Raw genomic sequence first — 23,997 nt, forward strand, 5'->3', positions numbered from 1 at the left:
CACGAAACTTTAGTGCGGCGTGGGGGCTTTGTGCGCTTCAACTGGCCGGCTTGGCGGCGGCAGGACCGTCCTGGGCCACCCACAGCAGTTTGTCCACCTCCACCCCAAGCGACCTGGCCTGGGCCAGCAACTGCTCGCGCACGCCGGGGGGCAGGGTCTTGGTGCGCGAAAGAATCCACAGGTAGCCACGGTTGGAGCCGATGACCATGGACCACTGGTAGTCCGGGTCCAGCGCCACCACGTTGTAGCCGCCATAGAACGGTCCGAAGAACGAGACCTTGAGGGCGCCCTGGCGGGTGTCGCCGACAAAGCGCGCCTTGCCCTCGGCCTGCTTCCAGCGGTCGCGGCCGGGATCGAAGCCGCGGTTGACCACCTGGATGGTGCCGTCCGGTTGGGGGGTGTAGCTGGCCGTGGTCTGCTGCAGGCCGCGCTCGAAGGAATGGTCCAGCCGGGCCACCTCGTACCACTGGCCCGCGTAGCGCTGCGCGTCGAAGCCCACCACCGGCGCAATGCCGGCAGGCGGGTGCGTGGAGCAGGCCGTGAAGAACAGCACCGCACCCAGCGCCAGCACACCAATGGTGTTGGGCAGGATGCGGCGGCCCACCGAGCGCGCGGCCGCAGGGGCTGCGTGCTCCGGGGCGGGTACTGGCATGTCTCGCAGTGCGACAAGGGTGTCAGGCATGGTGGTGTCCCTGGCTGAAGGCTTTGCCGCAGTTCTGGCATGGGCCGGCTGTCGGGGCGGGCGCTGCCTGTGGTGCGGCGGTGTGGTCAATGTAGTGGGGGCGCTGGCCGCCGCATGTAGGCGCGGGCTGGCATCGCCTGTCGGCCGGATGGGCCGCCATGCCGCATCACACCACGGGGTTGTGCCGCCGGGGATGGCCGGGCCCTCAATCCGGGGCCCTGGTTGCCACAAAATTCACGGATCGGCGATGAGATTGGCGGCCCGTCCTGGTCACCGTGCCCGCTGGCACAGAACTTGAACGCGCCCAGCGGGTAGAGTGGCAGGCATGCAGGTGCCGCCCGGCGCTCCGATGGGGGCCCGTTGCCACCGCTCGCACGAACGAATGAGGTTTTCCACATGACGACGCCAACCACCACCCCGGCCCCGGGTTCCGACCACCTGCGCTTTCACCGCCAGCATGACCACCTGTCGCCGCCTTTTGGCAACGATGGCTTTGCGCGCCGGGCCGAGGCCTTTGCGCGCATGTTCGGCTCGCCCCGGTTCCTGCTTGCGCAGACCTGCTTCGTGGCCGTGTGGATCGGGCTCAATCTGGCGGGCGTGGTGGCCTTCGACGTCTATCCCTTCATTCTGCTGAACCTGGCCTTCAGCCTGCAGGCCGCCTACGCCGCGCCGCTGATCCTGCTGGCCCAGACGCGCCAGGCCGAACGCGACCGCATGCATGCCGACGCCGACGCCCGCCACCGCGAGGCCCTGGCCCAGGCCACCGCAGAGCGCCAGGCCCTGGCCGCGCAGAACAGCGCCCGGTTGCTCGACCTGCTGGAGCAGAACACCCGCCTGACCGAGGTGACCAAGAAACTCAGCGAACGCATCGAGGCCCTGACGCTGGAGATGCACCACCGCATGCACTATGTGCCCGCGAACACCCGCATCCAGCAGCAGGCCGGGCCGCCCGGTGTGCAGCAGTCGGGTGGCTCCGGTGCGGACACCAGTGCGCGGCAGGGCTGAGCCATGTTTGCCAGCCACCCCCTGCCACCCGCCGCCGCAACGGGCCATGCCCGGCCCTTCGACATCGCTGCCGCCTGGCAGGCGCTGCGCGGCCATGCCGGGCCTGGCCAGCCTGTCGCGCTGCTGCACATGGGCACCGCGCACACCCTGGTGGCCCTGCTGGGCGAGGGCGGCACGCCGGGCCCCCTGGTCTCGCTGACCGTGGGCCGGCACAAGACCGCACGCGACTTCTTCCGGCGCGATGTGCCCACGCCGCTGGAGCTGGAGAACGCCATCGCCAGCGTGGAGGACGAGGTCTACCTGGCCCATCGGCAGTACGCGCAGCAGCCGGGGGCGGCCCGCGCGGCCTGGTGGTCCACCGACGCCCACCTGCTGGCCCTGGCCGAGCTGGCCGGCGTGCCCAGCGCTCCCGCCATGCAGCTCAGCCTGGAGGCCATGGAGCGCCTGTTCCAGCGCCTGGCAGCCGTCTCCGAGGGCCGGCCCGCTGCGAGCGAAGGCCTGCCCGAGAGCGTGGAGTTCGCCACCACCCTGCTGCTGCTGCGCGAGTTGATGCACCACATGCCCTTCGGGGTGCTGCATGTGGTCGCCGCGGCATAGCCCGGGCTATTCCCGGGCGTAGACGGAAAATTCGTGGGCTGGCGCGAAGCCGAGCGACCGGGCCAGATCGTACGACGCCCGGTTGTGGCGAAAGCAGTCCCATCCCGGCGTCAGCCCACGCTGCAGGCAGCCGCCGATGAAGGCCGTCGCCACGGCCCGGGCCAGGCCTTGCCGCCGGTGGCCGTCCAAGGTACAGATGTCGGCATCGTGGCGCAGCCCGTTCACGAACACCGAGTAGCACAGGCTGGCGACCTGGCCGCCATGCAGCACGCAAAAGCCCACGCCCTCGCGCTCGAACAGCGCGTCGGACGCCCACATGGCCGCCGCGAACGGGTAGGGACCATCGCCCAGTTGCCGCAGCAGCGCCGCGTCCATGGGCGCCAGGCGATAACCTGGTGGCAGAAGCGGTGCCGCATGCCGCGCCGCGGCGAAGCGGGCGGGGTCGAATGAAAAGCCCACGCGCTGCTGCTTTTGCACGGCGGCCATGGTGACGCTTTGCTCGATCACCGGCTCCCAGCCGGCGTGGCCGGGGTACAGGATGAAGAAGTCCTGACCGGCGTGGTGCCGCAGCCAGTCCATGCAGGACCTGGCGAACACCGCATCGGGCACCGCGCCTGCCAGCACGCAAAAGCCGTTGTCGTAGACAAAGGCGGTGTCCCGGTCTCTCGGGGTGGGGGTGAAGATGCGGCCCCGGGTGTGGCCCGACAGCACGGCCGCCATGATCTCGGTGCCCGCATGGAGCCCGTCGCGCAAAAGGGTCAGGGCAGGGAAGTCTCGTGGATCCAGTGCATGCATGCAGCCGATTGTGCCGGCGCCGCTCAGCCCTGGGCGGCGGCCGGGCCCTGTGCGCGCCACTCGCGCGGCGCGCGCCCAAAGCGCTCCTTGAAGGCCCGGCTGAAATGCGCCGCATCGTTGAAGCCCCAGCCAAAGGCGATTTCCGAGACCGAGGCCCTGGCGCGCCGTGCGTCCAGCAGTTCGCGGCTGGCGCCATCGAGCCGCTGGCCCCAGAGGTAGTGCGAGGGGGACTGGGGCTCGGTCTTGAAAAGGCGGTGCAGGTGCCCGCTGGACATGCCCAGGTCCCGTGCCACGGACTCGACGCTCAGCCCCGGGTCGCGCAGCCGCGCGTCGATGTGGCGCTTGATGCGCGCCACATGGTAAGCCCCCATGGCCGAGGGCTCGACCAGGCTGCAGGCGGGCAGTGATTGCAGGCCGGCGGCCAGCACGCTGATGACGCCGCTGGCCACGGCAGCGGCCGAGGCTGCGGGCAGGCGATCCGCCTCGTCGCGCAGCGCGGTGACCATGTGGGCCATCAGGTGCCCGGCGCCGCTGCGGCCCGAGACGGTGGTTGCCGTGAGCTGCTCGGTGCCCGTCACCAGCGCGCGCAGTTGCTCGCCGCGCAGCTTGAGCACGATCTCCTCGAAGTCCTCGCTGAACTGCAGCGTGTAGGGCCGGGTGCTGTCGTACAGCGCAAAGTCACCGGGGGCCACGGCCGCATCGCGCCCGTCCTGGGAGATGACGCCATGCCCCCGCGTCTGCAGGCTCACGATGAAGCAGTCGTCTGCGGCGCGCGAGATGGAACGCGGCGTGCGCACCACGCGCTGCGCCCGCGAGCGCACCACCGACAGGTCCAGCCCCGGCAGGTGGTGGCTCTGGATGGAGCCGCCAAAGCCTGGTGCATCCGGCGCATCGCACTCGAGCTGCACATAGGTGGTGCAGATCATGTCGGTCCAGTAGGCCAGCCGCTCGCGCGGGGCGATGGCGTCGGTACTCAAGAGTTGGCTCATGGGCGGGTCTCAAGCGGGCGGGAGAGGGAGTGAGGCGATGTGCCCATCATCCTCCTGCCGCGTCCATTCTTCAAGCAAGGCCCATGCCGGTAAACCCGGGGTGGCGAGTCTGGGACAAGGGGCGGGAGAGTTCCAGTCAAGTGGCCTGGAATCAAGAACCGCGCGAGCCTGGGGCAAGACGGAGCGACCTGCCCGCAGTGAAATCCTGCCATCGCCAACCCTGCATTTGAAGGAGTCCCCCATGCCCGCCACCCACCACCCCCACCTGCGCGTCGCCGCCGTCCAGGCTGCGCCCGTGTTCCTCGACCTCGACGCCACCATCGACAAGACCATCGCCTTGATGAAAGAGGCCGCCAAGCAGGGGGCGCAGCTGGTCACCTTTCCCGAAACCTGGATCCCGGGCTACCCCTGGTGGATCTGGCTCAGCGCGCCCGCCCTGGGCATGCAGTACGTGCAGCGCTACAACGACAACTCCCTGGTCGTGGGCTCGGCCGAGTTCCAGCGCCTGGCCCAGGCCGCGCGCGACATCGGCATCTGGATGTCCACCGGCTACAGCGAGCGCGCGGGCGGCAGCCTCTACATCGCCCAGGCCCTGTTCGACGACCAGGGCCGCGTGGTCAAGACGCGGCGCAAGCTCAAGCCCACGCACGTGGAGCGCACCGTGTTCGGCGAGGGCGATGGCAGCGACCTGGCCGTGATGGACACCGCCATCGGCCGGGTCGGCATGCTGGCCTGCTGGGAGCACCTGCAGCCGTTGAGCAAGTACGCCATGTACGCGCAGAACGAGCAGATCCACGTGGGTGCATGGCCCAGCTTCTCGCTCTACCGCGGCGCGGCCCATGCGCTGGGGGCCGAGGTCAACAACGCCGCCAGCCAGGTCTATGCGGTCGAGGGCGGCTGCTTCGTGGTCGCGCCCTGCGCCACGGTGTCCAAGGAGATGGTGGCCATGCTCTGCACCGACGACCTGCAGCGCCAGTTGCTGCTCGAAGGCGGCGGCTTTGCACGCATCTACGGGCCCGACGGCGCGTCGCTGGGCACCCCGCTGGGCGAGAAGGAAGAGGGCCTGGTGCTGGCCGACATCGATCTGGGCACCATCTCCCTGGCCAAGACGGCGGCCGACCCGGCCGGCCACTATGCGCGGCCCGACGTCACGCGCCTGCTGCTCAACCAGACGCCGGGCGACCGTGTGGTGTCGCAGGTGCCGGCCGGCATGGCCACCCCCGTGGCGGCCAACGAAGCCGTCGCTGCGGAGCCTGTCGCAGCCGTGGCCGAGTGAGCGTGCCATGGAATCCGCCATCCCCCCGCACCTGCAGTGCCCGCGCCTGCGCCACCGCCGCGTGCCCGATGACTATGTGCCGCCGTACCCGGCCACGGTGGCGCGCTACCGCCCCGAGGTCACGCGCGTGGTCATGGCCTACTTCGGCATGCAGCACCGGGCCGATGCGCCCGCGCCCGCCCTGGCCGCGCGGGCGCTGCACTGCATTGCCGAGGCCTTTGCCGCTGCCAAGGGCCCGGGCCACTGGGACCGCGCGCAGTGCGTGGACGCTGCCGGCTACCTCACCACGGTGAGCATCGGCTACTGGGACGACCCGGCCGCCTACGCCACCTGGTTCGCCGAGCATGGCGCGCGCTGGGCATCCGGGGCCTTCAATGACCCCGGGCTGGGCCTGTTCACCGAGGTGCTGCAGCCTGCTGCGGACCGCTTCGAGACCCTGTTCTCGGCCGACGTGGTGGAGGGCGTGGCCGGTGTCTCCAGCGGACTGGGTGAGCCCATCCAGGAGCATGCCTACTGGGGCGGCATGCGCGACCGCTTGGCCCTGTCGCAGACCGACGGCATGGTGCCCGAGGGTACGCCGCAGGTCGTCACCGAAGGCCTGCACCAACGCGTGCTGCCGCACGGAAACCTGTGCCTCATCCGCTCCGGGCAGGACTGGACCGGTACCCAGGGCGACGAGCGCCGCATGTACACCGAGGAAGTGGAGCCGGTGCTGCGCGCCGGCATGGACTTCCTGCAGCACCAGGGCCGCGCAGTGGACTGCTATGCCAACCGCTACATGGCCGTGGTCGATGCAACCGGCCAGCCCGTGGACAAGAGCTTCGGCATGGGCTGGTGGCGCAGCCTGGCGGCGCTGGAGCGCTGGGCCGAGTCGCACCCCACGCACGTGGCCATCTTCGGCGCGGCCATGAAGTACCTGGGCACCATGGGCCCGGCGGCACAGCTCAAGCTCTACCACGAGGTCACGGTGGCCCGGGCCGAAGAGCAGTACTTCGAGTACTTCAACTGCCACCCGCGCACGGGCATGCTCGGGGCCGTCACTGCGGCGTGAGAAAAGTCTCGGCCATCCGTACCCAGTACGCGCCGCCCACCACGATGTTGCCATCATGGAAATCGTAGCCCGGGTGGTGCACCATGCAGCCGCCCGGGGCATTGCCGTTGCCGATCTGCAGGTAGGAGCCCGGCACCTGCTCCAGCATGAAGGCGAAGTCCTCGCTCGCCGGCAGGGCCGCGGCCTGCAGGGTCACGCGCTCGGGGCCCACCAGCTCCAGCGCCACCTGGCGCGCCAGGGCCGTCTCTTCGGGCGTGTTGACCAGCACGGCATAGCCTGGCCGCCAGTCGATGCGGGCCTGCACGCCATGCCCCGTGGCCGTGGCCTCCACCAGTGCGCGGATGCGCTGCTCCAGCAGCCGGCGCACGCCGCTGTCCATGGCGCGCACACTGATCTCCAGCACCGCGCTGGCGGGGATCACGTTGTTGGCCTGGCCCGCATGCAGCGCGCCCACGGTCACCACGGCCATCTGCTGGGGGTCCACGCTGCGCGAGACGATGGTCTGCAGCCCCATCACCAGGCTGGCCGCGGCCACCACGGGGTCGATGGCCTGGTGCGGCATGGCGCCATGGCCGCCCACACCGTCCAGCGTGATGGTGGCGTAGTCGCTCGATGCCATGGCCGGCCCCTCGCGCAACAGCAGGTGGCCCTGGGCCACGCCGGGCATGTTGTGCATGGCGAACACGGCGTCGCAGGGGTAGCGCGTGAACAGGCCATCGGCCATCATGCGCAGCGCGCCGCCGCCGCCTTCCTCCGCGGGCTGGAAGATCAGGTTCAGCTCGCCGTTGAACTGCCCGTGCTCCGCCAGGTACCAGGCCGCCGCCATCAGCATGGCGGTATGGCCATCGTGCCCACAGGCATGCATCACGCCGGGGTGGGCGCTGCTCCAGGCGGCACCCGTGGCCTCGGTGATGGGCAGGGCGTCCATGTCGGCGCGCAGGCCCAGGCGCCTGGTGCCGTGCCCGCGCACCAGGCGGCCCACCACGCCCGTGCCGCCGATGCCGCGCTCCACCGCATAGCCCCAGCGTTCCAGCCGCTCGGCCACGAGTTCGGCCGTGCGCTGCTCCTCGAAGGCCAGCTCGGGGTGGCGGTGGATGTCGCGGCGCAGGGCGATGAACTCGCTGGCGCGCTGCTGCAAGGTGTCGAACAGGCTGCTGTGCATCGTCGTCATCATTGCGGCTGCAGGTTGATGGAGCGTGCGATCTCGCGGTAGCGCGCGGTCTCGCTCTCGAAGAAGGCGGTGGATTCGGCCAGCGTCATGGCCGGCGACGCCACCATGGACTGCGCGGCCAACTGCGTGTGCACCGTCGGGTCCTTGAGCGCACGGCCGATGGCCTGGTGCAGGCGCTGCACCACGGGCTCGGGCGTCTTCTTGGGCACCATGAAGCCGGTCCAGATCTTGTACGAGAAGTTGGGCAGGGTCTTGCCTTCGCTCACGGTGGGAATGTGTTTGAGCATCTCCGAGCGCTGTGCACCCAGTTGGCCGATGATCTTGAGCCGCCCTTGGTCGGCCATGGCGCCCATGGCCGCGCTATAGACCAGCACCGCAAAGTCGAGCTGGCCGCCGCCCAGGTCCTGCAGCAGTGGCGCATTGCCCTTGTAGGGGATGTGCTGCATGGTGGTGTGCGTGGTCTGCTGCACCTTCTCCAGGATCAGGTGGTACAGCGAGCCGATGCCCACGCTCCCGTAGGACAGCGGATCCTTGCCCGGCGTGCGCGCCAGTGCGACCAGCTCGTCCACGCTGTTCACGCCCAGGTCCTTGCGCGTGACGAAGACCATGGCCGCGTCGGACACCGGGTGCACCAGGCGAAAGTCCTCGGTGCGCAGCTTCACCGCGGCATTGGCCAGCGGCGCCAGGATGGCCTCGTTGGGCGAGCCCTGGAAGATGTAGTAACCATCGGCCGGCGCGGCCAGCACCTTCTGCGCGGCCATGGCACCGGCCGCGCCGCCCAGGTTCTCCACGATCACCTGCTGGCCCAGCTCACGGGTCATGGGCGTGTTGAGGATGCGCGCCATCGCATCCGACGGGCCGCCCGCGGGGTAGGGCACCATCAGGCTCACCGGCTTGGCGGGGTAGGCAGTGGGGGCCTGGGCCCAGGCGGCCAGGGGGCTGGCGCCCAGCACCAGGCCCGTGAGCCCGGCCAGTGTGGCGAGCAGGCGTTTCATCGCAATCGTTGTGTGCGTCATTTAGATCCCTTGCGGACAGTTTGGTAGGCGGCCATGGCAGCCATGGCATGCGTTTCTTCGACACCCTCTGGCCCTGCCACGCAGCTCTTTCGGGGCACGTTGTGCAGGTCAGCCGGGCCATCTTAGGATTGGCGTTTCTGCGCGTCCAATGCATTGCAAAGTGGGTTAGCATGAGTTGAAGTTATTCAATTTTCTTGCACCAGAAGGGGGCAAATCGGCATGACTTTGGTGCAGCTTCGGCACTTCATTTCGCTGGCGCAGACCGGCTCGTTCAGCAAGTCGGCCGAGGCCATGCACCTCACGCAGCCGGCGCTCAGCCGCAGCATCCGCTCCATCGAGGACGAGCTGGGCCTGCCCCTGTTCGACCGCATTGGCCGGCGCAGCGAACTCACGCCTTTTGGCCGCCAGGTGCTGCAGCGCGCCCAGCGCCTGGTGGACGACGCGGCCGAGCTGCACGCCCTGGGCCAGCGCATGCGCGAAGGCGAGGGAGGGGCCATCCGCATCGGCCTGGGTTCGGGGCCCGGTGCGCTGTTGATGACGCCGCTGCTCATGCAGGTGGCCACGCGCCACCCGCAGCTCACGCTGGAGATATCGCGCGGCAGCACCGACCGGCTGGTGCAGGCGCTGCGCGACCGCCAGCTCGATGCCCTGGTCATCGACGCGCGATCGCTGCAGCCCGCCACCGACCTGCGCACCGAGCTGGTCTGCGAGATCCGTGGCTCCTTCATGGCGCGGCGCGGCCACCCGCTGCTGCGCAAGCGCGGCGGCGTGCGCTTCGAGATGCTCAAGGACTACCCCATCGCCTCCACCCCGCTCAGCGACGAGGTGGCGCGCCGGCTCATGGAAACCTATGGCCCCGAGGCGCACCCCGCTGCCTGCGTGACTTTGCGCTGCGAGGAGATACCGAGCCTGGTCGAGGTGGTGCGCAAGAGCGACGCCATCCTGCTGGCGGTGCGCGCCGCCGCGCCCGACCTGGTGGAGCTGCCCATGGTGCCCGGCGAGATCACCACCGCGCTGTTCGGCCTGGTCACCCTGGCCGGCCGCAGCGAGGCACCGGCCATGCCCATCGTGCGCACGCTGGTGCAGGAACTATTGAAGGACTAGCCGAAGCGCAAGGCCCGCCAGCGCGCAGCCGCCCAGCAGCGGCAGCACCCCGAGCTTGAACCGGAACAGCGCCACGGCAGCCAGCAGCGTGATGGCGACGGAGGCGATGTCCACCCCGCCCGCAAAGCCCTTGGGCCACCACACATGCCAGGCGAAGAACAGCGCCAGGTTCAGGATCACGCCGACCACGGCGGCCGTGATGGCCGTGAGCGGCGCGGTGAAGCGCAGCTGGTTGTGCGTGGTCTCGATCAGCGGCCCGCCCGCCAGGATGAACACGAACGAGGGCAGAAAGGTGAAGAAGGTGACCACCGTGGCCGCCAGTGCGCCGGACCAGAAGGCGGTATCGGGCCCGAGCACGTTGTGCAGCCAGCCGCCGACAAAGCCCACGAAGGCCACCACCATGATCAGCGGGCCGGGCGTGGTCTCGCCCAGGGCCAGACCGTCGATCATCTGCTGGGCATTGAGCCAGTGGTAGTGCTCCACTGCGCCCTGGAACACATAGGGCAGCACCGCGTAGGCCCCGCCAAAGGTGAGCAGCGCCGCCTTGGTGAAGAACCAGCCCATCTGCGCCAGCGTGCCCTGCCAGCCATGCCAGGCCACCAGCATGCCCATGGCCGCCAGCCACAGGCCGCCGCCCACGGCCAGCACGCGCGCCAGGCGTGCGCGGCTGAACAGCGCATGGGCCGGCGTGGGTGTGTCGTCGTCGATCAGCGCCGGCCCGTAGCCGCGCTGCGCCGAACCATGCGCCCCTGCCGTGAACAGCTGCGGCCAGCGCCGCCCCGCCAGGTGCCCGATGAGGGCTGCCGCGACCACGATGGCCGGGAAAGGAACGCTGAAGGCCATGATGGCCACAAAGGCCGCTGCTGCCAGGCCCCAGAGCCAGCGGTTCTTCAGTGCCCGCGTGCCGATGCGGTGCGCCGCATGCAGCACCAGCGCCGTGACTGCGGGCTTGATACCGTAGAAGATGCCCTCCACCACGGGCAGGTGGCCAAAGGCGATGTAGATCCAGGACAGCAGCACCAGCAGCGCGAGCGAGGGCAGCACGAACAGCGCGCCCGCCACAATGGCGCCGCGCGTGCGGTGCATCAGCCAGCCGATGTAGGTGGCCAGTTGCTGGGCCTCGGGCCCGGGCAGCACCATGCAGAAGTTGAGCGCGTGCAGAAAGCGCTTTTCGCTGATCCAGCGGCGCCGCTCCACCAGCTCGGTGTGCATGATCGCGATCTGCCCGGCCGGCCCGCCAAAGCTGATGCAGCCGAGCTTGAGCCAGAACCAGAAGGCCTGGATGAAGGGGACTTCGGCAGGGCGCGCATCGGCGGCAGGTGCATCTGGGGGGCTGGCCACTGCCACCGTCGGGTTTGTGGAGCTTGTCATTGTCGGTTGGGCGTTGGTATCGGTCATGCCTGCACCATCTGGGGTGTCCAGTGGTGGGTCTCCTGCACACCTTGCACCTGCTGGCGGCACCAGGCATACAGCGCGTCGTACACCGGCATGGCCGCGGCGAGCATGGCCATGTCGTCGCTGGCATGCAGCTGCGACAGGCCCAGAGACACGGCCAGCAGCCCGGCGGCCTGGGGTGCCTGCTGCAACGCGTCCGTATCCGCAGCGCGCACGATGTGCGCCAGTGCCGCGAGCGCGGGGTCGGCCTGCAGGCCAAAGGCCGAGAGCAGTGCATCGAAGCTGCACAGCGTGCCTTCGTGCGTGATGGGCGCGCCGGGAATGTCATAGGCCACGGCACCGAGCCGCTGCGCCTCGGCCAGCACCTGGGCCGCTTGCACATAGAAGAATTCAGCGCGCGGGTCGATGAAATGGCGCACCAGCCAGGGGCAGGCCACGCGGTCGATCTTGGGCCGTGCGCGCGTGATCCAGCGCGACACTGCTGTTCCATCCACACCCAGGTCCGGGCGCTTGGGCAGGGTGAGAGGCCGCGTTTCGCGCCAGCGGGCCACGTCCTGCGGCGCGTCGGTGCCTGGCTCGCCACCTTCGAAGCCGCCCGCCAGGAACCGCGCATCCCAGCCCGCCTGCCGCAATTGCGCCGCGGCCTCCTGGCTCACGGCGTGGCCGTAGACGCAGTACACGACGACCTCGCGCGGCGGGCCGGATGCCACCAGCCCGGCAAGCGCTTCAGGCGGGCAGTGGCGTGCCGTCGCCAGCAGATGGGGGCTGTCGGCAAAACGCGCGGGCCGGCGCACATCCAGCAGGAGCGGTGCCGTGGGCGTGCCGATGCGGGAAGCGAGGTCTTGGGGTGCAATGGAGAGGGAAGGGGCATTGCCCATAGGGGTGTCCACGGATGATGACTCCGGCAAAGAGTGATCAGCACTTGGATGGGACACCATCTATCCGCGAGGATTCGGGAGGCTGGTTTCCCGATGGGCGGATCTTAGCAGGAGTTTTTGGCAGCGGCGTGGCGCTGGGCCTGGCCCCGCACAAGCCCTCAACAGGTTCTAAGATGGCGGCCCTTTCGAACTCACTGCCGCGCCTCCATGCACATCGAGCAAGCCACCTCCACGGACCTGGACGCCGTCGTCGCCACCCTGCAGGAGGCCGCGCAGTGGCTCCAGGGCGATGGCCGGCCCCTGTGGTCCCCGGCCGACTACAGCCCCGAGCGCATAGGGCGCGACATCGAGGCGGGCGGCTATTGGGTGGCGCGCAGCAGGCCTGGGTCGATCGCGGGCGTCATGCGCCTGGACCTTGAAGACCCGCACTACTGGCCCGAGATCGCTCCCGGCAGCTCTGTCTACCTGCACAAGCTGGCCGTGCGCCGCGCCTGGGCGGGGCAGGGCGTTTCCACCGCCTTGCTGCGCTTTGCGCGCGAGCGCACGCAGGCCCTGCAGCGGCCCTGGCTGCGCCTGGACTGCGTTGCCGATCGCCAGGGGCTGCGCTCGCTGTACGAAGGCTTCGGTTTCGTGCTGCACAGCGAAGTGCACAAGGGGAGTTGGGCGCTGGCGCGGTACGAGCTGGCAATGGCTCCGTAGAAGGGTCTACGCCGCGCGCCGTTCGCCCAGCACCATCGCATTCCACTCCCGCAGCGTGCTCTGCTTTTCCTCGGCCGACAGCTCGTTGGCTTCCTCGCGCCGCAGCAACTGCTGCAGCAGGGGCAACAGGTCCTTTTGCTGCGATTGCTGCTGCAGCGGCTCTTCCACCGTGTCCACCACCTTGTTGAATTCCACCTTGATGGTGCGCAGGAACTGCGAGGCGGTCTGCGTGAGCAGGGCGCGTACCGGCTTGTCCTGGTCGTAGGCCAGCTCCATGCGGGTGCTGCTGTGGTCCTCGACCTGGGTGTAGTAGTAGTTCTGGGTGGCCGAGTCGGAGCCGAGCTCGGGCTCGCGCCGGGTGCGCAGTGAGCGGTGGAAGGCCGCGGTCAGGTCGGAGGTCTGCGTCTGCGTGATGGCGCGGTTGGCGGCGGAGCCGCCCGAGATCTGGGTCGACTGTTCCAGCTTGTAGTCGAAGATGTCGATCTCGTTGGTGTGGCGCGGGTTGAGGGCGCGGCGGTTGGTCAGGAGCGTGGCCTTGAAGTCCCCGAGGCCCGTGAGCAGGCTGTGGTCTTCTTCGCTGAAGGCGTCGGCATCGCTGGCGATGTCCGCTGGTCGCACCCTCGTGAGGCCGCTGGCCTGGTCGCCGGCCCCGTAGCCGCCGTGCAGGGCCGCGAAGGAGGACTTGAACAGGTCCACCAGTTCCTGGTTGCCGTTGCCGCGCTCTGCCGCCTTGTCGATGCGGCCCAGGTACTGCTGCACGGCCCGGGCCTTCTGCTCGGCGCTGCCCCAGATGGCGCTCTGGCGCAGATCGGTCTTCACGGTGGCCGTGCCCTTCAAGGTCTTGAGCTCGATCTCGCGGCTGCTGGCATTCGCCGTGAAGCGTGTGCCCAGCACCATGGCGCGTTCGCCCTGGTCGTTCAGGCCGTAGACCTCGCTCTTGAGCTCCACCTGGGTCAGGACCTTGCTGTCGAACTTCATCAGGCTGTCGAAGTTCACCAGCGGCGGCTCGCGCGTCAGGCCCTCCATGGCTTCGTCGAAGCCCTTGGCCAGCGACTGCAGGGCCTGTTGCTCCTGCGGCGTGAGGCTCCCGTCAACGTCGATCTGCACCGTGATGCCCGAGCCCGAGCTGGCCGGCAGGCGCTGGTCGGCAATGGAGATGCGCACCGAGGCGCCCGACTGGGTCTTGATCGTCAGCGCGGCGCTGGCGCTGGGGCTGGATCGGATGGCCCATTGCGCATCGGCCGCTTTGCTCTGGATCTTGTCGGGCGAGTAGGCCGCGGCCACGTTCACGATGGTCTGGCGGTAGCTGGTCCCCGTGCTGGCCACCTGCTCCAGCAGGGCCGAGCCCAGGCCGGAAAACCGCGCGCTCTGGCTGGTGGCGCTGGCATTGCGGCCGATGATCTGGTCCACGGCCGTGGTGGGGGCCTGCTCCCACACCTGCATCCGCCCGTTGCGGGTCTGCAGATTGGCCAGGGCCTCGTAGGTCGCGTCCACGGTCTGGAGCGACGAGGGGTACTGCGTGACGTGGAGAAAGCGGCTGTCTCCCGACGCCGCGGGCACCATGGCCACCGGCGCAGAGGCGGTGATGCTCGCCACCGTGGCGGTCGCTGCATCCGCTCCGCCGGAGGGCGCGGCGAGGCTGGTGCCCGATGCGGTCAAGGCTTTGATGGTGGCGTTCTGGGTGCCCAGGGCGGGCCCTGCCGAAGAAAGACTGACTGCGCTCATTTTCTGGTTCTTGGTTTGTTGATGCGGTTCCGGCTGTTATCGGCAGGGCTTGAGAAAACTGAAGGCCCTGACTGTGAGAAGCTCTGCACCCTGGCAACAAGAGGAGTGACGGCACTTCATGGACCTGAAATTCAGCCACGTCGACGTTCTGGTCGGCAACCTGGAGCAAGCCTGCGACTACTACGCGCGAATCTTCAGCGCGCGCGTGTCAAGGACCCTGGTCTGGGACCGCGGTGGCCTGCATGTGCGCTATGCCGTGGTGATGTTCGGCACCGAGCGCTTCATGCTCGTGCAGCCCATCGCCGGCAATCTCAAGGAACTGATGGACACCCAGGGCGAGGGCACGATCTACCGCCATTGCTACTCCACCCCCGACATCGAGGCAGCCTATGACGAGCTGGTGGCCGCCGGTGTGCAGCCGGAGGATGAGAACGGCAATCGCCTGGAGAGGGATGGGCTGCGCACACCCAGCGGCACCCGCATTCTGTGGCTGCCCAAGCGCTTTGGGCACTTCTCTATCGAACTGCTGGAGGCGCAGGAGCTGGAGCGCTTCATCGCGGAGCTGTTTACGGACAGCAGCGCTGCGTAGCGCATCTCCCCACGGCGCTCAGGGCCGGGCAATGAAGGCCTGTTTGCCCTGCCGGTCGAACCCGGCAGATTCATAGAACCGCAGCGTGGCCTCGTCCTTGCGCCCGGTCATCAGCATCACCTTGTAGCAGCCCTGGGCCCAGGCGAACGACAAGGCATCGTGCAGCACGGCCTTGGCGTGGCCGTGTCCTCGGTGATCGGCATGGGTCACCACGTTCTCGATCAAGCCATAGGGCCTGCCGCCACGTGTGAGGTTGGGGATGAGGGTGATGGTGCAGCTGGAGACCAGCTGGCCGCCCACATAGGCACCCAGATACCGGTAGCGCTTGCTCGCCAGCAGCTCGTTCCAGATCACCTCCAGCGCATCGCCATCGGGTGGCGGATCGTCGTCGGCATGCAGGTGCGCATAGAGCGCCAGCAACTGCGGCAGCTCGGACCGTGCGATGGGGCGGATCTCCATGCCTGCATTCTGCATGGGCCGTTCACCCTGCGCGCCGCGCGCCGAACCACTCGCACAGAAAATCCGCCAGCGCCCGCGTCTTGGCCGAGAGGTCGCTCTTGGTCGGGTAGACCAGCGTCACGTCCGCCGCGGGCAGGGCCCAGCCGGGCAGCACGGGGGAGAGGCGGCCTGACTCCAGATAAGCCGCCACATCCCAGTGCGAGCGCATGAGCACGCCATGCCCGTCCAGTGCCCAGGTGGTGGCCGCTGCGCCGTCGTTGGTGCTGAGCATGCCGCGCACCTTGATGGTCTCCTGCCGCTCGCCCTGGTGCAGGTGCCAGGTGCCATAGGTCTCGTCGCTCTCGCGGATCACGATGCAGTGGTGGGCCAGCAGGTCGGCCGGCTGCGTGGGCTCTCCTGCGCGGGCCAGGTAGTCGGGCGATGCGCAGAGCACGCGCTGGTTGGCCATGAGGCGCCGCGCCGTGAGGCGCGAGTCGGGCAGGTCGCCAAAGCGCACGGCGGCATCGAAGCCCTGTTCCACCAGGTTCACGGGCCGGTCGGTCAGGTGCAGCTGCACCTCCACTTCAGGGTAGGCGCGCGCGAAGGCCGAGAGGGCCGGCGCGATGTGCACGCGGCCAAAGCCCAGCGTGGCCGCCAGCTTGATCAGGCCGCGTGGCGAACTGCGCGCGCCGGCCACAGTGCGCTCCAGCGCCTCCAGGTCGCCAAGGATGCGCGCGCCGTCCAGCAGGTAGGTCTCGCCCTCGGGCGTGAGGTGGATGCGCCGCGTGGTCCGGTGCAGCAGGCGCACGCCCAGCCGGTGCTCCAACTGGGCCAGGCGCCGGCTGACCGCGGGCGGGGTGATGCCCATCTGCTGTGCGGCAGCGGCCAGGCTGCCTTCTTTCATGAGCAGGGCGAAAAAGCGCAGGTCCGAAAAGCCGTCCATGGAGGGTTTATTCGTGCATTGAATTTATGAATGAAGTAATTTTGACGGTATTTATGGCTTTGAACATCACTCATAAGATCCAACCCACAACAAATACCGCAGGAGACAGACCCATGACGACGCTTTCCCTCCCCCGCCGCCGCCTGGCCACCGCGGCTGTGGCTGCCGCCACGCTGGCCGTGCTGGCATCCCCCGCTGCCATGGCCCAGGGCGCGGCCTACCCCAACAAGGCCATCAAGCTCGTGGTGCCCTATGCGCCGGGCGGCAGTGCCGACATCGCGGCGCGGCTCATCACGGACGAATGGGGCAAGGCCCTGGGCGGCTCGCTGTTCATCGAGAACAAGGGCGGGGCAGGGGGGAACATCGGCGTGGACATGGTCGCCAAGGCGCAGGCCGACGGTTACACCATCGGCCTGCAGACCGTGTCGCTGGCCATCAACCCCGGCCTCACGGCCAAGATGCCGTACGACACCCTGAAGGACCTGGCGCCCATCGGCATGGTGGCCAGCTCGCAGCACGTGCTGGTGGTCAACAACGCGCTGCCGGCCAAGAACCTCAAGGAACTGATCGCGCTGCTCAAGGCCAAGCCGGGCCAGTATTCCTACGGCTCGGCTGGCGCGGGCAGCACCTTCCACATGTCGGCCGAGCTGTTCAAGGCCGTGGCCGGCACGCCCATCGTGCACATCCCCTACCGCGGCGGCGGCCCGGCCATGATCGACACCATGTCGGGCCAGGTGGCGCTGAGCTTTCCGGTGCTGTCCGCCGCGCAGCCGCATGTGCAGGCGGGCAAGCTGCGGGCGCTGGGCGTCACGGGGGCCAAGCGCTCCCCGCTGATGCCCGATGTGCCCACCATTGCCGAGGCGGGCCTGCCGGGCTACGCTTTCGAAACCTGGTTCATCGTGTTCGCGCCGGCCGGCACGCCCAAGCCCGTGATCGACAGGCTCAACACCACGCTGAACCAGGCGCTCAACACCCCCGCGCTCAAGGAGCGCATGGCCAAGGACGGTTTCGATCCCATCCCATCGGCCCCCGAGCAGGCCCGAGCACGGCTGGAGAAAGAAATGCCGCAATGGGCCAAGCTGATCAAGGAGCGGGGCATCACCGCTGAATAAGAACCAACACGACACCCATGACCACCACGACCCCGCTCTTCCCCGGCTTCACGCCGTACCGCGTGCCCACGCCCGATGGCCAACACATCCACGCGCTGGTGGGTGGCACGGGCCCGGCCCTGCTGCTGCTGCACGGCCACCCGCAGACCTCGGCCATCTGGCACAAGGTGGCGCCCTCGCTGGCGCAGCACTTCACGCTGGTGCTGGCGGACCTGCGGGGCTATGGCGATTCGGCCAAGCCCGCCGGTGACGCGGAGCATGCCCTGTACAGCAAGCGCACCATGGCCGCCGACATGCTGGCCGTGATGCAGCACCTGGGTCACCTGCGCTTCACCGTGCTGGCCCATGACCGGGGCGCCCGCGTGGCGCACCGCCTGGCGGCCGACCACCCGGCGGCCGTGCAGCGCATGGTGCTGCTGGACATCGCGCCCACGCTGGCCATGTACGAGCAGACCAGCAATGCCTTTGCCCGCGCCTACTGGCACTGGTTCTTCCTGATCCAGCCCGCGCCGCTGCCCGAGCGCCTGATCGAGGCCGACCCCGCCGCCTATGTGCGCGACGTGATGGGCCGGCGCAGTGCGGGCCTGGCCCCGTTCGACCCGCGGGCCCTGGCCGAGTATGTGCGCTGCCTGGCCTTGCCCGGCACGGCCCACGGCATCTGCGAGGACTACCGCGCCGCCGCCGGCATCGACCTGGTGCACGACCGCGCCGACCGCGACGCGGGCCGCCAACTGGCCATGCCGCTCCTGGCCCTGTGGGGCGAGCAGGGCGTGGTGCACCAGTGCTTCAAGCCCCTGGCCGAGTGGCAGCGCGTGGCCATCGACGTGCGCGGCCATGCGCTGTCCTGTGGCCACTACATCGCCGAGGAGGCGCCCGATGCGCTGCTCGAAGCGGCGTTGCCCTTCCTGCTGGCCGGCCGTTAAACAGAACAACGACAACTCCCCCGATGACCATGACCACTCCCACGACGCTCTACCAGAAGCTGGTGGCATCGCATACCGTGGCCGTTCTGGACGAACAGAACGTGCTGCTGTTCTGCGACCTGCACCTGATGAACGAATACACCAGTCCCCAGGCCTTCGCCGGCCTGCACGAGGCCGGGCGCGGCGTGCCCGTGCCGGGGCAGAACGTGGCGGTGGTGAGCCACATCATCCCCACGCACCCGGTGCGCTGGCGCACCATCCAGGACCCGCCCTCGGCCCTGCAGGCCAGCAACCTCAAGGCCAACTGCGACCGCCACCACATCCCGCTGTTCGACACCAACGACCCGCTGCAGGGCATCGAGCACGTGATCGCGCCCGAGCACGGCATGGTGCGCCCGGGCATGGTCATCATCTGCGGCGACAGCCACACCACCACCTACGGGGCGCTGGGCGCGCTGGGCTTCGGCATCGGCACCTCCGAGGTGGAGCATGTGCTGGCCACCCAGACCCTGGTCTACCGCCTGGCCAAAGACATGCGCATCCGTGTGGACGGCACCTTGCCCGCCGGCACCACGGCCAAGGACCTGATCCTGCTGGTCATCAGCCGCATCGGCGCCCAGGGCGCGCGCGGCTATGTGGTGGAGTTCTGTGGCAGCGCCATCGAAGCCCTGTCGGTGGAGGCGCGCTTCACCCTGTGCAACATGGCGGTGGAGGCGGGCGCCCGCGGCGCGCTGATCGCACCCGATGCCACCGCCATCGCCTACGTGCTGGACAAGGCGCCCGATATCACCGGCGAGGTGCGCTCGCAGGCCCTGGCCCACTGGGCCACGCTGCACAGCGATGCGGGCGTCACGTTCGATGTAGAGCATGTGTTCGACGCCAGCGAGGTCGCGCCTTTCGTCACCTGGGGCACCAGCCCCGACCAGGCCATGGCCGTCAACGCCACCGTGCCCCGGCCCGAAGACATCGCCGATGCCGTGCAGCGCAGCAGCGCCGAGCAGGCCTTGCGCTACACCGCGCTGGCGGCAGGGCAGCCGCTGGCAGGTGTGCCCGTGCAGCATGTGTTCATCGGCTCGTGCACCAATGCACGCATCGAAGACCTACGCGAGGTGGACCGCATCGTCGGCAGCCGCCACGTGGCCAGCGGCGTGCGGGCCATGGTCGTGCCCGGCTCCGGCGCGGTGAAGGCCCAGGCCGAGGCCGAAGGCATTGCCGCGCGCTTGGTGGCTGCGGGCTTTGAGTGGCGCCAGCCCGGCTGCTCCATGTGCCTGGCCATGAACGACGACGTGCTGGCCCCCGGCCAGCGCTGCGCCTCCACCACCAACCGCAATTTCGAAGGCCGCCAGGGCAGGGGCGCCATCACCCACCTGATGAGCCCGGCCATGGCCGCCGCCGCCGCCATTACCGGCTGCATCACGGACGTAAGAACTCTGGAGGTGACTGCATGAGTGCCAACCACAACGCCGTCGTGCGCGGCCAGGCCGCCTTGCTCGACATCGCCAACCTCGACACCGACCAGATCATGCCCAAGCAGTTCCTGCGCGGCATCGACAAGTCGGGCCTGGCACCGGGCCTGCTGTACGACCTGCGCTTTGACGGCACGGGCCAGCCGCGGTCGGATTTCATGCTCAACCAGCCGGCCTTTGCCGGCACCGATGTGCTGCTGGCTGCCAGCAACTACGGCTGCGGCTCCAGCCGCGAGCATGCCGTGTGGGGCATGCAACAGTATGGCTTCAAGGCCGTGGTGGCATCGAGCTTTGGCGAGATCTTCTACTCCAACGCCATGAACAACCGCCTGCTGCTGGCCATGGTGAGCGAGGCCGACGCCCAGGCCTTCATGCACGAGGCGCGTGCCAGCAGCGGCCCGCTGGCGATGGAGATCGACGTGGAGCAGCGCCAGGTGCGCACGGCGGGGCACAGCGCGCCGTTCACCATCTCCGAGCGCCACCGGCGCATGTTCCTCGACGGGCTGGACGTGATCGGCGCCTCGCTGACCTACCAGGACCAGATAAAAGCCTTCGCTGAGCGGCACTGGGCGGCCCAGCCCTGGGTCAAGGACGTGGCACGGCACACACGCGAGCGGCTCTCAGCGCAGCAAGCGTGACATTGTGCGCACCCGCGTGCCAGGGCATGGCGGGCCGGGGTGGTGGCTCTCCTATAGTGGTGGGGCCTTATAGCCACCCACGCCCATGCAGACCTTCACCCTGACCCGCAGCGACCATCTCCAGGCCTACCGGCGCGTCAGCGCCAACCTGCGGGCCATTGCCCGGCGCAGGAAGGAGGCTGCCGCGGCCGCGCAGGGCACGGTGCGCCGGGTCGTGGAGGGGCTGGCAAGGCTGTCCGTCTGGCCCCTGCTCCTGGCGCTCACCCTGGGCTTCCTGCAGACCAGGGCCCTCAGCCCGCAGACCAAGGGCTATGTGCTGTGCGCCGCCGCCACGGCGGTGGTGACCCTGGTGTTGGCCTACCTGGGTGCCGCGGCCATGACCCGGCGGCAGCTGCATGAGCAACTGGCGGACGACGGCAGCACCCTGTCCCCGCAATCGGTCGTGGTCACGGAGGCGGGCATCGAGCAGCATGCCAAGGGCGCCTTCTCGCGCCTGGACTGGGCGTTCTTCATCGCACGGCAGGAAGACGAGGCCATGTTCTACCTGTTTGTCGAGCCCGGCCTGTGCATGATGGTTCCCAAGGCCGTGCTGCCGCCCGAGGCGCAGGCACTCATCGCGCAGCACCTGCCCCTGGCGCCTGCCTGATGGCGCTGGCGCCGGGGCGGACGGTCCTCAGGGCTTGGCTGCCTTGGCCGCAGCCTGCGCCTTCTGGGTCTTGTTGTAGACCTCCATCACGGTGGCGAAGTCGCGCTCGAAGTTGATGGCCAGGAAGCTGTCGTTGCCAGGCAGCAGCTGGCGCAGCTTGGGCGAGAAGCTATAGCTGTACGAGCACTTGGTCACGCGCGTCTGCACCTCGGGCGAGACCTCCTTGCCCAGGGTCCAGGTTTCGGTCATGAAGGGCGGGCTCTCCCACAGCGTGCGAATGCTCGACCCCTTCACATCGCCCTTGACCACCATGCGCTGGTACAGGTCGCTGGCCACGGCGGCGGCCGGGTAGAAGCCGTGCATCACCCCGGTCACGGAGCGCTCGTGGCCGTTGGAGAACACCACCTCGTAGTTCTGGTCGGGCACCAGGCCCAGTGCGGGGAACAGCGCGCGCGGCGCCAGGTTGCCGGAGTTGGACGTGGGCGTGGTGTGCGCGATCTTCTTGCCCACCAGGTCCTGCGGCTTGGTGAAGGGGCTGTCCACGCGCGAGATCAGGATCAGCTTGTACGAGTTGCGCTGCCCGCTGGCCTTGTTGCCCGGCACCCCAAAGGGGGCCGGCTGGCCGGCGGCCACCAGCTGCGGCACCAGGCCTGGGTTGACCTGGGCGAGCTGCACCTTGCCGGCGATGATGCCGTCGATCAGCTCCTTCTCGCCCAGCGTGTCGATGTTCACGCTGCGCTCCAGCGACTCGCCCTGCAGGTTCTGCAGGTCCAGGTTGCCGCAGCGTGCCAGGTGGTTGAAGTAGTCGCCCCAGATGAGCATGGTCTCGCTCTTGGCGTAGGTCTTGGGCATGGCCACGACCAGCTTCTCGCGTGTGCCGCCGAACAGCGGGGCGGCCAGTGCTGCGGCCTGCCGCGCGGTGGGGGCCTTGGCCGGAGGGGTGGCTGCGGTCTGTGCGGCCACGGGGCCCAGCAGCAAGGTGGCACCTGACAGCAGCAGGCACAGGCGCGCATCCAGTGGTTTGGCAAACATGGTGTTCTCTCTCCCTCGGTTCGTTCTGGTAGGCGGCAACGCACAGCCGATCGGCAGCGCAGGCCGGCCGGGATGGACGGGCGCTGGACGGAATGTGCGTTGGGAATGGATGCCCTGCGGGTGCACGGCAGTGCGGCGCAGGCCCTGAAAAGGCTGGCCAGTATGCATGAGGCGACCGGGGCGTTTGTAACCTTGGCGACCGGGCGGCCGAAGGTGTGGCGTGCATGCCCAAACAATGCGCCTGCCGCGGCGCGGTTGACGCCCTGTCAAGCGCCGGCGCAGCGGCCATGGACAAGGTGGAGAGGGCGCTGCACGCGCACCCCGGCAACAATCCAACCACTCGCAGCCAACCCGGTCGCATTCCGAATCCACCATGTCCCAAAACGCCCACACCCTGCACCTGTTCTTCGAAGACCCGATCCGGCTCAAGTACGCCCAGTTGGTGTACCAATACATTGCCGAGGGCAATACCGCAGAAGCCACGCGCTGGGCCGCCAAGCTGGGCGTGGACCTGGCGGACCTGTGGGATGACGAGTGGTTCAACCAGCAGGTCACGGCTGCGCCGAGCTACCTGCAGCTCAACTTCGACACGGGCACCAGCGACCCGCTGCCCCTGTCGCCCCTGGCAGCGCTGTTCGGCCACGGCCTGCAGGCCGCGGTGCTCGATGTGTTCTACGACCAGGTGGGCGAGACCCAGCGCATGTACTTCGACAAGGGCCTGTGGGTGCCGCGCCAGTATTTCCTGGCGCTGTACCCGCAGCTGCAGTCCATCGTCGAGCCGGCCCACGACCCCGACGACGGCGACGAGCCCGGCGAACGCGCGGCGGCCGATGCGCACGACCCGGCCAAGCCCATGTCGGTGGACCGCCTGCTCAAGGAGGAGGCCAAGAAGCGCAAGGAGGCGCAGGAAGCCGCCGAAGCCTTTGTCGAAATCGCCAAGAGCATGGGCAAGAACGGGGTCAAGAACACCGTGGATGGCGTCATCGGCGTGCTGGTGCTGGGCTCGGCCCTCAAGGGCCTGCTGCATGCAGCGGTCTTCACGGTGGTCACGGTGCTGCTGTTCAAGGGCCTGTGGCTATGGCTGGGCCTGGGTCTGGTGCTGGCCGTGGCGCTGCCGCTGTTCTACGCAGCACGCACCTACCGGGAGATCAAGGGCGATGACGACGACGATGGCGATGAAGCCGACCCATCCGGGGCCGCCGCCGCGTAAGAGCAGCCAGGGCAAGCAAGGAAATCACGACATGCTGACACAGATCGAATGGTGGGGTGGGGTCATCTTCGTGCTGGGCGCGCTGACCTGGCGCCTGGTGATGGGCGCACTGGAGAAGAAGGAGGAGGGCATCGACTGGTACCGCTGGTTCATGCGCCTGTTCTTCCTGCTGCCCGGGGCGGTGCTGGCGGGCTACTTCTACCCCCTGGAGCGCCGTGAGCTGCAGTACGGCTACCTGGTGCTGCTGGGCATGGCGCTGGCTGTGGTGCTGGCCATGCTGTTCCAGGAGATCACCGGCGACGCGCCTGAGGACGAAGCCGACAAGCAAGGAACTCACAAGGCCGCAAAGGCCGGGAGGGAGGGAGAAGAAGAAAAAGAAGAGCAGCAGCAGACCGAAGACGAGGAGTCTGGCTGGCTGATCACCGTGTTGGGGGCTCTGGTGCTGTACAGCCCCGTGCTCGTGGCATGTGGACTGGGCTGCCACAAGGCCTGGCCCCTGGTGCAAAAGCTGGGATGAAGCACCCCCTGAGTCGCTTCGCGCCTTCACCCCTCTCTCGACTCGCTGCGCGAGTCGGGAGGGGGACGCTCCCAGCGCGGCGGGGCGGCCCTTGCGCGGG

General features: G+C 68.8%; 25 protein-coding genes. 14 read left to right on the plus strand and 11 right to left on the minus strand.

Translation table 11 applies throughout. The features are described from left to right. Positions 1 to 37: 37 nt before the first annotated feature. A complete protein-coding gene (locus AC3WOH_RS11770; protein WP_492229514.1) occupies positions 38 to 682 on the minus strand; it encodes a lipocalin family protein in 645 nt (214 codons plus the stop codon). Positions 683 to 1,078: 396 nt separating this feature from the next. Here AC3WOH_RS11770 and AC3WOH_RS11775 point away from each other — a divergent pair, with 396 nt between their 5' ends. Together AC3WOH_RS11775 and AC3WOH_RS11780 are read left to right on the plus strand one after the other, a co-directional pair. Next, positions 1,079 to 1,687 (plus strand): DUF1003 domain-containing protein, encoded by a 609-nt coding sequence (locus AC3WOH_RS11775; protein ID WP_492229515.1) that lies wholly within the window; start codon positions 1,079 to 1,081, stop codon positions 1,685 to 1,687. A gap of 3 nt (positions 1,688 to 1,690) precedes the next feature. Then, positions 1,691 to 2,284: a hypothetical protein gene (locus AC3WOH_RS11780; RefSeq protein WP_492229516.1), complete on the plus strand. Its 594-nt coding sequence runs from the start codon at positions 1,691 to 1,693 to the stop codon at positions 2,282 to 2,284. Between the two features lie 6 nt (positions 2,285 to 2,290). Here AC3WOH_RS11780 and AC3WOH_RS11785 read toward each other — a convergent pair whose 3' ends face one another. Together AC3WOH_RS11785 and AC3WOH_RS11790 are read right to left on the minus strand one after the other, a co-directional pair. Then, entirely contained in the window at positions 2,291 to 3,079 is a 789-nt protein-coding gene (locus tag AC3WOH_RS11785; protein ID WP_492229517.1) for a GNAT family N-acetyltransferase, read from the minus strand. A gap of 23 nt (positions 3,080 to 3,102) precedes the next feature. Next, on the minus strand, positions 3,103 to 4,068 hold the full coding sequence (locus AC3WOH_RS11790) for an AraC-like ligand-binding domain-containing protein (protein ID WP_492229518.1): 966 nt from the start codon (positions 4,066 to 4,068) through the stop codon (positions 3,103 to 3,105). A 241-nt stretch (positions 4,069 to 4,309) separates the two neighbouring features. On the opposite strand from AC3WOH_RS11790, the gene AC3WOH_RS11795 reads away from it, so the two are divergent. Further along, entirely contained in the window at positions 4,310 to 5,344 is a 1,035-nt protein-coding gene (locus tag AC3WOH_RS11795; protein WP_492229519.1) for a carbon-nitrogen hydrolase family protein, read from the plus strand. A 7-nt stretch (positions 5,345 to 5,351) separates the two neighbouring features. Then, on the plus strand, positions 5,352 to 6,395 hold the full coding sequence (locus tag AC3WOH_RS11800) for a phenylacetaldoxime dehydratase family protein (protein ID WP_492229520.1): 1,044 nt from the start codon (positions 5,352 to 5,354) through the stop codon (positions 6,393 to 6,395). Here the strand turns inward: AC3WOH_RS11800 and AC3WOH_RS11805 are convergent. Together AC3WOH_RS11805 and AC3WOH_RS11810 are read right to left on the minus strand one after the other, a co-directional pair. Next, positions 6,382 to 7,569, minus strand: a complete 1,188-nt coding sequence (locus AC3WOH_RS11805) for a M20 aminoacylase family protein (RefSeq protein ID WP_492229521.1) — start codon at positions 7,567 to 7,569, stop codon at positions 6,382 to 6,384. The two genes, AC3WOH_RS11800 and AC3WOH_RS11805, sit on opposite strands and share 14 nt — an antisense overlap. After that, a complete protein-coding gene (locus tag AC3WOH_RS11810) occupies positions 7,566 to 8,561 on the minus strand; it encodes a tripartite tricarboxylate transporter substrate binding protein (protein WP_492229522.1) in 996 nt (331 codons plus the stop codon). The genes AC3WOH_RS11805 and AC3WOH_RS11810 overlap by 4 nt, the downstream gene beginning before the upstream one ends. A 240-nt stretch (positions 8,562 to 8,801) precedes the next feature. On the opposite strand from AC3WOH_RS11810, the gene AC3WOH_RS11815 reads away from it, so the two are divergent. Next, positions 8,802 to 9,686 (plus strand): LysR family transcriptional regulator, encoded by an 885-nt coding sequence (locus AC3WOH_RS11815; RefSeq protein WP_492229523.1) that lies wholly within the window; start codon positions 8,802 to 8,804, stop codon positions 9,684 to 9,686. Here the strand turns inward: AC3WOH_RS11815 and chrA are convergent. After that, positions 9,672 to 11,057, minus strand: a complete 1,386-nt coding sequence (chrA, locus tag AC3WOH_RS11820; protein ID WP_492229524.1) for a chromate efflux transporter — start codon at positions 11,055 to 11,057, stop codon at positions 9,672 to 9,674. The two genes, AC3WOH_RS11815 and chrA, sit on opposite strands and share 15 nt — an antisense overlap. A gap of 23 nt (positions 11,058 to 11,080) precedes the next feature. After that, the gene (locus AC3WOH_RS11825) at positions 11,081 to 11,971 is read right to left on the minus strand and encodes a chromate resistance protein ChrB domain-containing protein (RefSeq protein ID WP_492229525.1); all 891 of its coding nucleotides are present in this window, start codon (positions 11,969 to 11,971) and stop codon (positions 11,081 to 11,083) included. Between the two features lie 195 nt (positions 11,972 to 12,166). Here AC3WOH_RS11825 and AC3WOH_RS11830 point away from each other — a divergent pair, with 195 nt between their 5' ends. Continuing rightward, the gene (locus AC3WOH_RS11830; protein ID WP_492229526.1) at positions 12,167 to 12,658 is read left to right on the plus strand and encodes a GNAT family N-acetyltransferase; all 492 of its coding nucleotides are present in this window, start codon (positions 12,167 to 12,169) and stop codon (positions 12,656 to 12,658) included. A 6-nt stretch (positions 12,659 to 12,664) separates the two neighbouring features. Here the strand turns inward: AC3WOH_RS11830 and AC3WOH_RS11835 are convergent, their stop codons facing one another. After that, on the minus strand, positions 12,665 to 14,383 hold the full coding sequence (locus tag AC3WOH_RS11835) for a hypothetical protein (RefSeq protein ID WP_492229527.1): 1,719 nt from the start codon (positions 14,381 to 14,383) through the stop codon (positions 12,665 to 12,667). 118 nt (positions 14,384 to 14,501) lie between these two features. On the opposite strand from AC3WOH_RS11835, the gene AC3WOH_RS11840 reads away from it, so the two are divergent. Then, the gene (locus AC3WOH_RS11840; RefSeq protein ID WP_492229528.1) at positions 14,502 to 14,972 is read left to right on the plus strand and encodes a VOC family protein; all 471 of its coding nucleotides are present in this window, start codon (positions 14,502 to 14,504) and stop codon (positions 14,970 to 14,972) included. Positions 14,973 to 14,990: 18 nt separating this feature from the next. Here the strand turns inward: AC3WOH_RS11840 and AC3WOH_RS11845 are convergent, their stop codons facing one another. Then, a complete protein-coding gene (locus tag AC3WOH_RS11845) occupies positions 14,991 to 15,431 on the minus strand; it encodes a GNAT family N-acetyltransferase (protein WP_492229529.1) in 441 nt (146 codons plus the stop codon). A 22-nt stretch (positions 15,432 to 15,453) separates the two neighbouring features. After that, positions 15,454 to 16,353 (minus strand): LysR family transcriptional regulator, encoded by a 900-nt coding sequence (locus AC3WOH_RS11850; protein ID WP_492229530.1) that lies wholly within the window; start codon positions 16,351 to 16,353, stop codon positions 15,454 to 15,456. A 113-nt stretch (positions 16,354 to 16,466) separates the two neighbouring features. Between AC3WOH_RS11850 and AC3WOH_RS11855 the strand changes: the two genes are divergently transcribed. From AC3WOH_RS11855 to AC3WOH_RS11875, 5 genes are all read left to right on the plus strand, one after another. After that, entirely contained in the window at positions 16,467 to 17,465 is a 999-nt protein-coding gene (locus tag AC3WOH_RS11855; RefSeq protein WP_492229531.1) for a tripartite tricarboxylate transporter substrate binding protein, read from the plus strand. 17 nt (positions 17,466 to 17,482) lie between these two features. Beyond that, a complete protein-coding gene (locus AC3WOH_RS11860) occupies positions 17,483 to 18,388 on the plus strand; it encodes an alpha/beta fold hydrolase (protein ID WP_492229532.1) in 906 nt (301 codons plus the stop codon). Between the two features lie 29 nt (positions 18,389 to 18,417). Continuing rightward, complete coding sequence (leuC, locus tag AC3WOH_RS11865; RefSeq protein WP_492229614.1) at positions 18,418 to 19,836, plus strand: 3-isopropylmalate dehydratase large subunit; 1,419 nt, start codon at positions 18,418 to 18,420, stop codon at positions 19,834 to 19,836. After that, the gene (gene leuD, locus AC3WOH_RS11870) at positions 19,833 to 20,492 is read left to right on the plus strand and encodes a 3-isopropylmalate dehydratase small subunit (RefSeq protein WP_492229533.1); all 660 of its coding nucleotides are present in this window, start codon (positions 19,833 to 19,835) and stop codon (positions 20,490 to 20,492) included. Before leuC ends, leuD begins: the two co-directional genes overlap by 4 nt. Positions 20,493 to 20,577: 85 nt before the next feature. Continuing rightward, complete coding sequence (locus tag AC3WOH_RS11875) at positions 20,578 to 21,138, plus strand: YcxB family protein (RefSeq protein ID WP_492229534.1); 561 nt, start codon at positions 20,578 to 20,580, stop codon at positions 21,136 to 21,138. A gap of 27 nt (positions 21,139 to 21,165) precedes the next feature. Here AC3WOH_RS11875 and AC3WOH_RS11880 read toward each other — a convergent pair whose 3' ends face one another. After that, positions 21,166 to 22,170, minus strand: a complete 1,005-nt coding sequence (locus AC3WOH_RS11880; RefSeq protein ID WP_492229535.1) for a PhnD/SsuA/transferrin family substrate-binding protein — start codon at positions 22,168 to 22,170, stop codon at positions 21,166 to 21,168. A 373-nt stretch (positions 22,171 to 22,543) separates the two neighbouring features. Between AC3WOH_RS11880 and AC3WOH_RS11885 the strand changes: the two genes are divergently transcribed. After that, positions 22,544 to 23,380 (plus strand): hypothetical protein, encoded by an 837-nt coding sequence (locus AC3WOH_RS11885; RefSeq protein ID WP_492229536.1) that lies wholly within the window; start codon positions 22,544 to 22,546, stop codon positions 23,378 to 23,380. A 31-nt stretch (positions 23,381 to 23,411) separates the two neighbouring features. Further along, positions 23,412 to 23,897, plus strand: a complete 486-nt coding sequence (locus AC3WOH_RS11890) for a hypothetical protein (protein WP_492229537.1) — start codon at positions 23,412 to 23,414, stop codon at positions 23,895 to 23,897. Positions 23,898 to 23,997 lie beyond the last annotated feature (100 nt).

This window comes from Acidovorax sp. FW305-C-20-28 (genome assembly GCF_058783375.1).

What these genes read in the sequence shown, in the direction of transcription:
- AC3WOH_RS11770 (WP_492229514.1), bottom strand. Translation starts at nt 682, where the DNA reads ATGCCTGACACCCTTGTCGCACTGCGAGACATGCCAGTACCCGCCCCG.
- AC3WOH_RS11775 (WP_492229515.1), top strand. Translation starts at nt 1,079, where the DNA reads ATGACGACGCCAACCACCACCCCGGCCCCGGGTTCCGACCACCTGCGC.
- AC3WOH_RS11780 (WP_492229516.1), top strand. Translation starts at nt 1,691, where the DNA reads ATGTTTGCCAGCCACCCCCTGCCACCCGCCGCCGCAACGGGCCATGCC.
- AC3WOH_RS11785 (WP_492229517.1), bottom strand. Translation starts at nt 3,079, where the DNA reads ATGCATGCACTGGATCCACGAGACTTCCCTGCCCTGACCCTTTTGCGC.
- AC3WOH_RS11790 (WP_492229518.1), bottom strand. Translation starts at nt 4,068, where the DNA reads ATGAGCCAACTCTTGAGTACCGACGCCATCGCCCCGCGCGAGCGGCTG.
- AC3WOH_RS11795 (WP_492229519.1), top strand. Translation starts at nt 4,310, where the DNA reads ATGCCCGCCACCCACCACCCCCACCTGCGCGTCGCCGCCGTCCAGGCT.
- AC3WOH_RS11800 (WP_492229520.1), top strand. Translation starts at nt 5,352, where the DNA reads ATGGAATCCGCCATCCCCCCGCACCTGCAGTGCCCGCGCCTGCGCCAC.
- AC3WOH_RS11805 (WP_492229521.1), bottom strand. Translation starts at nt 7,569, where the DNA reads ATGATGACGACGATGCACAGCAGCCTGTTCGACACCTTGCAGCAGCGC.
- AC3WOH_RS11810 (WP_492229522.1), bottom strand. Translation starts at nt 8,561, where the DNA reads ATGAAACGCCTGCTCGCCACACTGGCCGGGCTCACGGGCCTGGTGCTG.
- AC3WOH_RS11815 (WP_492229523.1), top strand. Translation starts at nt 8,802, where the DNA reads ATGACTTTGGTGCAGCTTCGGCACTTCATTTCGCTGGCGCAGACCGGC.
- chrA (WP_492229524.1), bottom strand. Translation starts at nt 11,057, where the DNA reads ATGACAAGCTCCACAAACCCGACGGTGGCAGTGGCCAGCCCCCCAGAT.
- AC3WOH_RS11830 (WP_492229526.1), top strand. Translation starts at nt 12,167, where the DNA reads ATGCACATCGAGCAAGCCACCTCCACGGACCTGGACGCCGTCGTCGCC.
- AC3WOH_RS11835 (WP_492229527.1), bottom strand. Translation starts at nt 14,383, where the DNA reads ATGAGCGCAGTCAGTCTTTCTTCGGCAGGGCCCGCCCTGGGCACCCAG.
- AC3WOH_RS11840 (WP_492229528.1), top strand. Translation starts at nt 14,502, where the DNA reads ATGGACCTGAAATTCAGCCACGTCGACGTTCTGGTCGGCAACCTGGAG.
- AC3WOH_RS11845 (WP_492229529.1), bottom strand. Translation starts at nt 15,431, where the DNA reads ATGGAGATCCGCCCCATCGCACGGTCCGAGCTGCCGCAGTTGCTGGCG.
- AC3WOH_RS11850 (WP_492229530.1), bottom strand. Translation starts at nt 16,353, where the DNA reads ATGGACGGCTTTTCGGACCTGCGCTTTTTCGCCCTGCTCATGAAAGAA.
- AC3WOH_RS11855 (WP_492229531.1), top strand. Translation starts at nt 16,467, where the DNA reads ATGACGACGCTTTCCCTCCCCCGCCGCCGCCTGGCCACCGCGGCTGTG.
- AC3WOH_RS11860 (WP_492229532.1), top strand. Translation starts at nt 17,483, where the DNA reads ATGACCACCACGACCCCGCTCTTCCCCGGCTTCACGCCGTACCGCGTG.
- leuC (WP_492229614.1), top strand. Translation starts at nt 18,418, where the DNA reads ATGACCACTCCCACGACGCTCTACCAGAAGCTGGTGGCATCGCATACC.
- leuD (WP_492229533.1), top strand. Translation starts at nt 19,833, where the DNA reads ATGAGTGCCAACCACAACGCCGTCGTGCGCGGCCAGGCCGCCTTGCTC.
- AC3WOH_RS11875 (WP_492229534.1), top strand. Translation starts at nt 20,578, where the DNA reads ATGCAGACCTTCACCCTGACCCGCAGCGACCATCTCCAGGCCTACCGG.
- AC3WOH_RS11880 (WP_492229535.1), bottom strand. Translation starts at nt 22,170, where the DNA reads ATGTTTGCCAAACCACTGGATGCGCGCCTGTGCCTGCTGCTGTCAGGT.
- AC3WOH_RS11885 (WP_492229536.1), top strand. Translation starts at nt 22,544, where the DNA reads ATGTCCCAAAACGCCCACACCCTGCACCTGTTCTTCGAAGACCCGATC.
- AC3WOH_RS11890 (WP_492229537.1), top strand. Translation starts at nt 23,412, where the DNA reads ATGCTGACACAGATCGAATGGTGGGGTGGGGTCATCTTCGTGCTGGGC.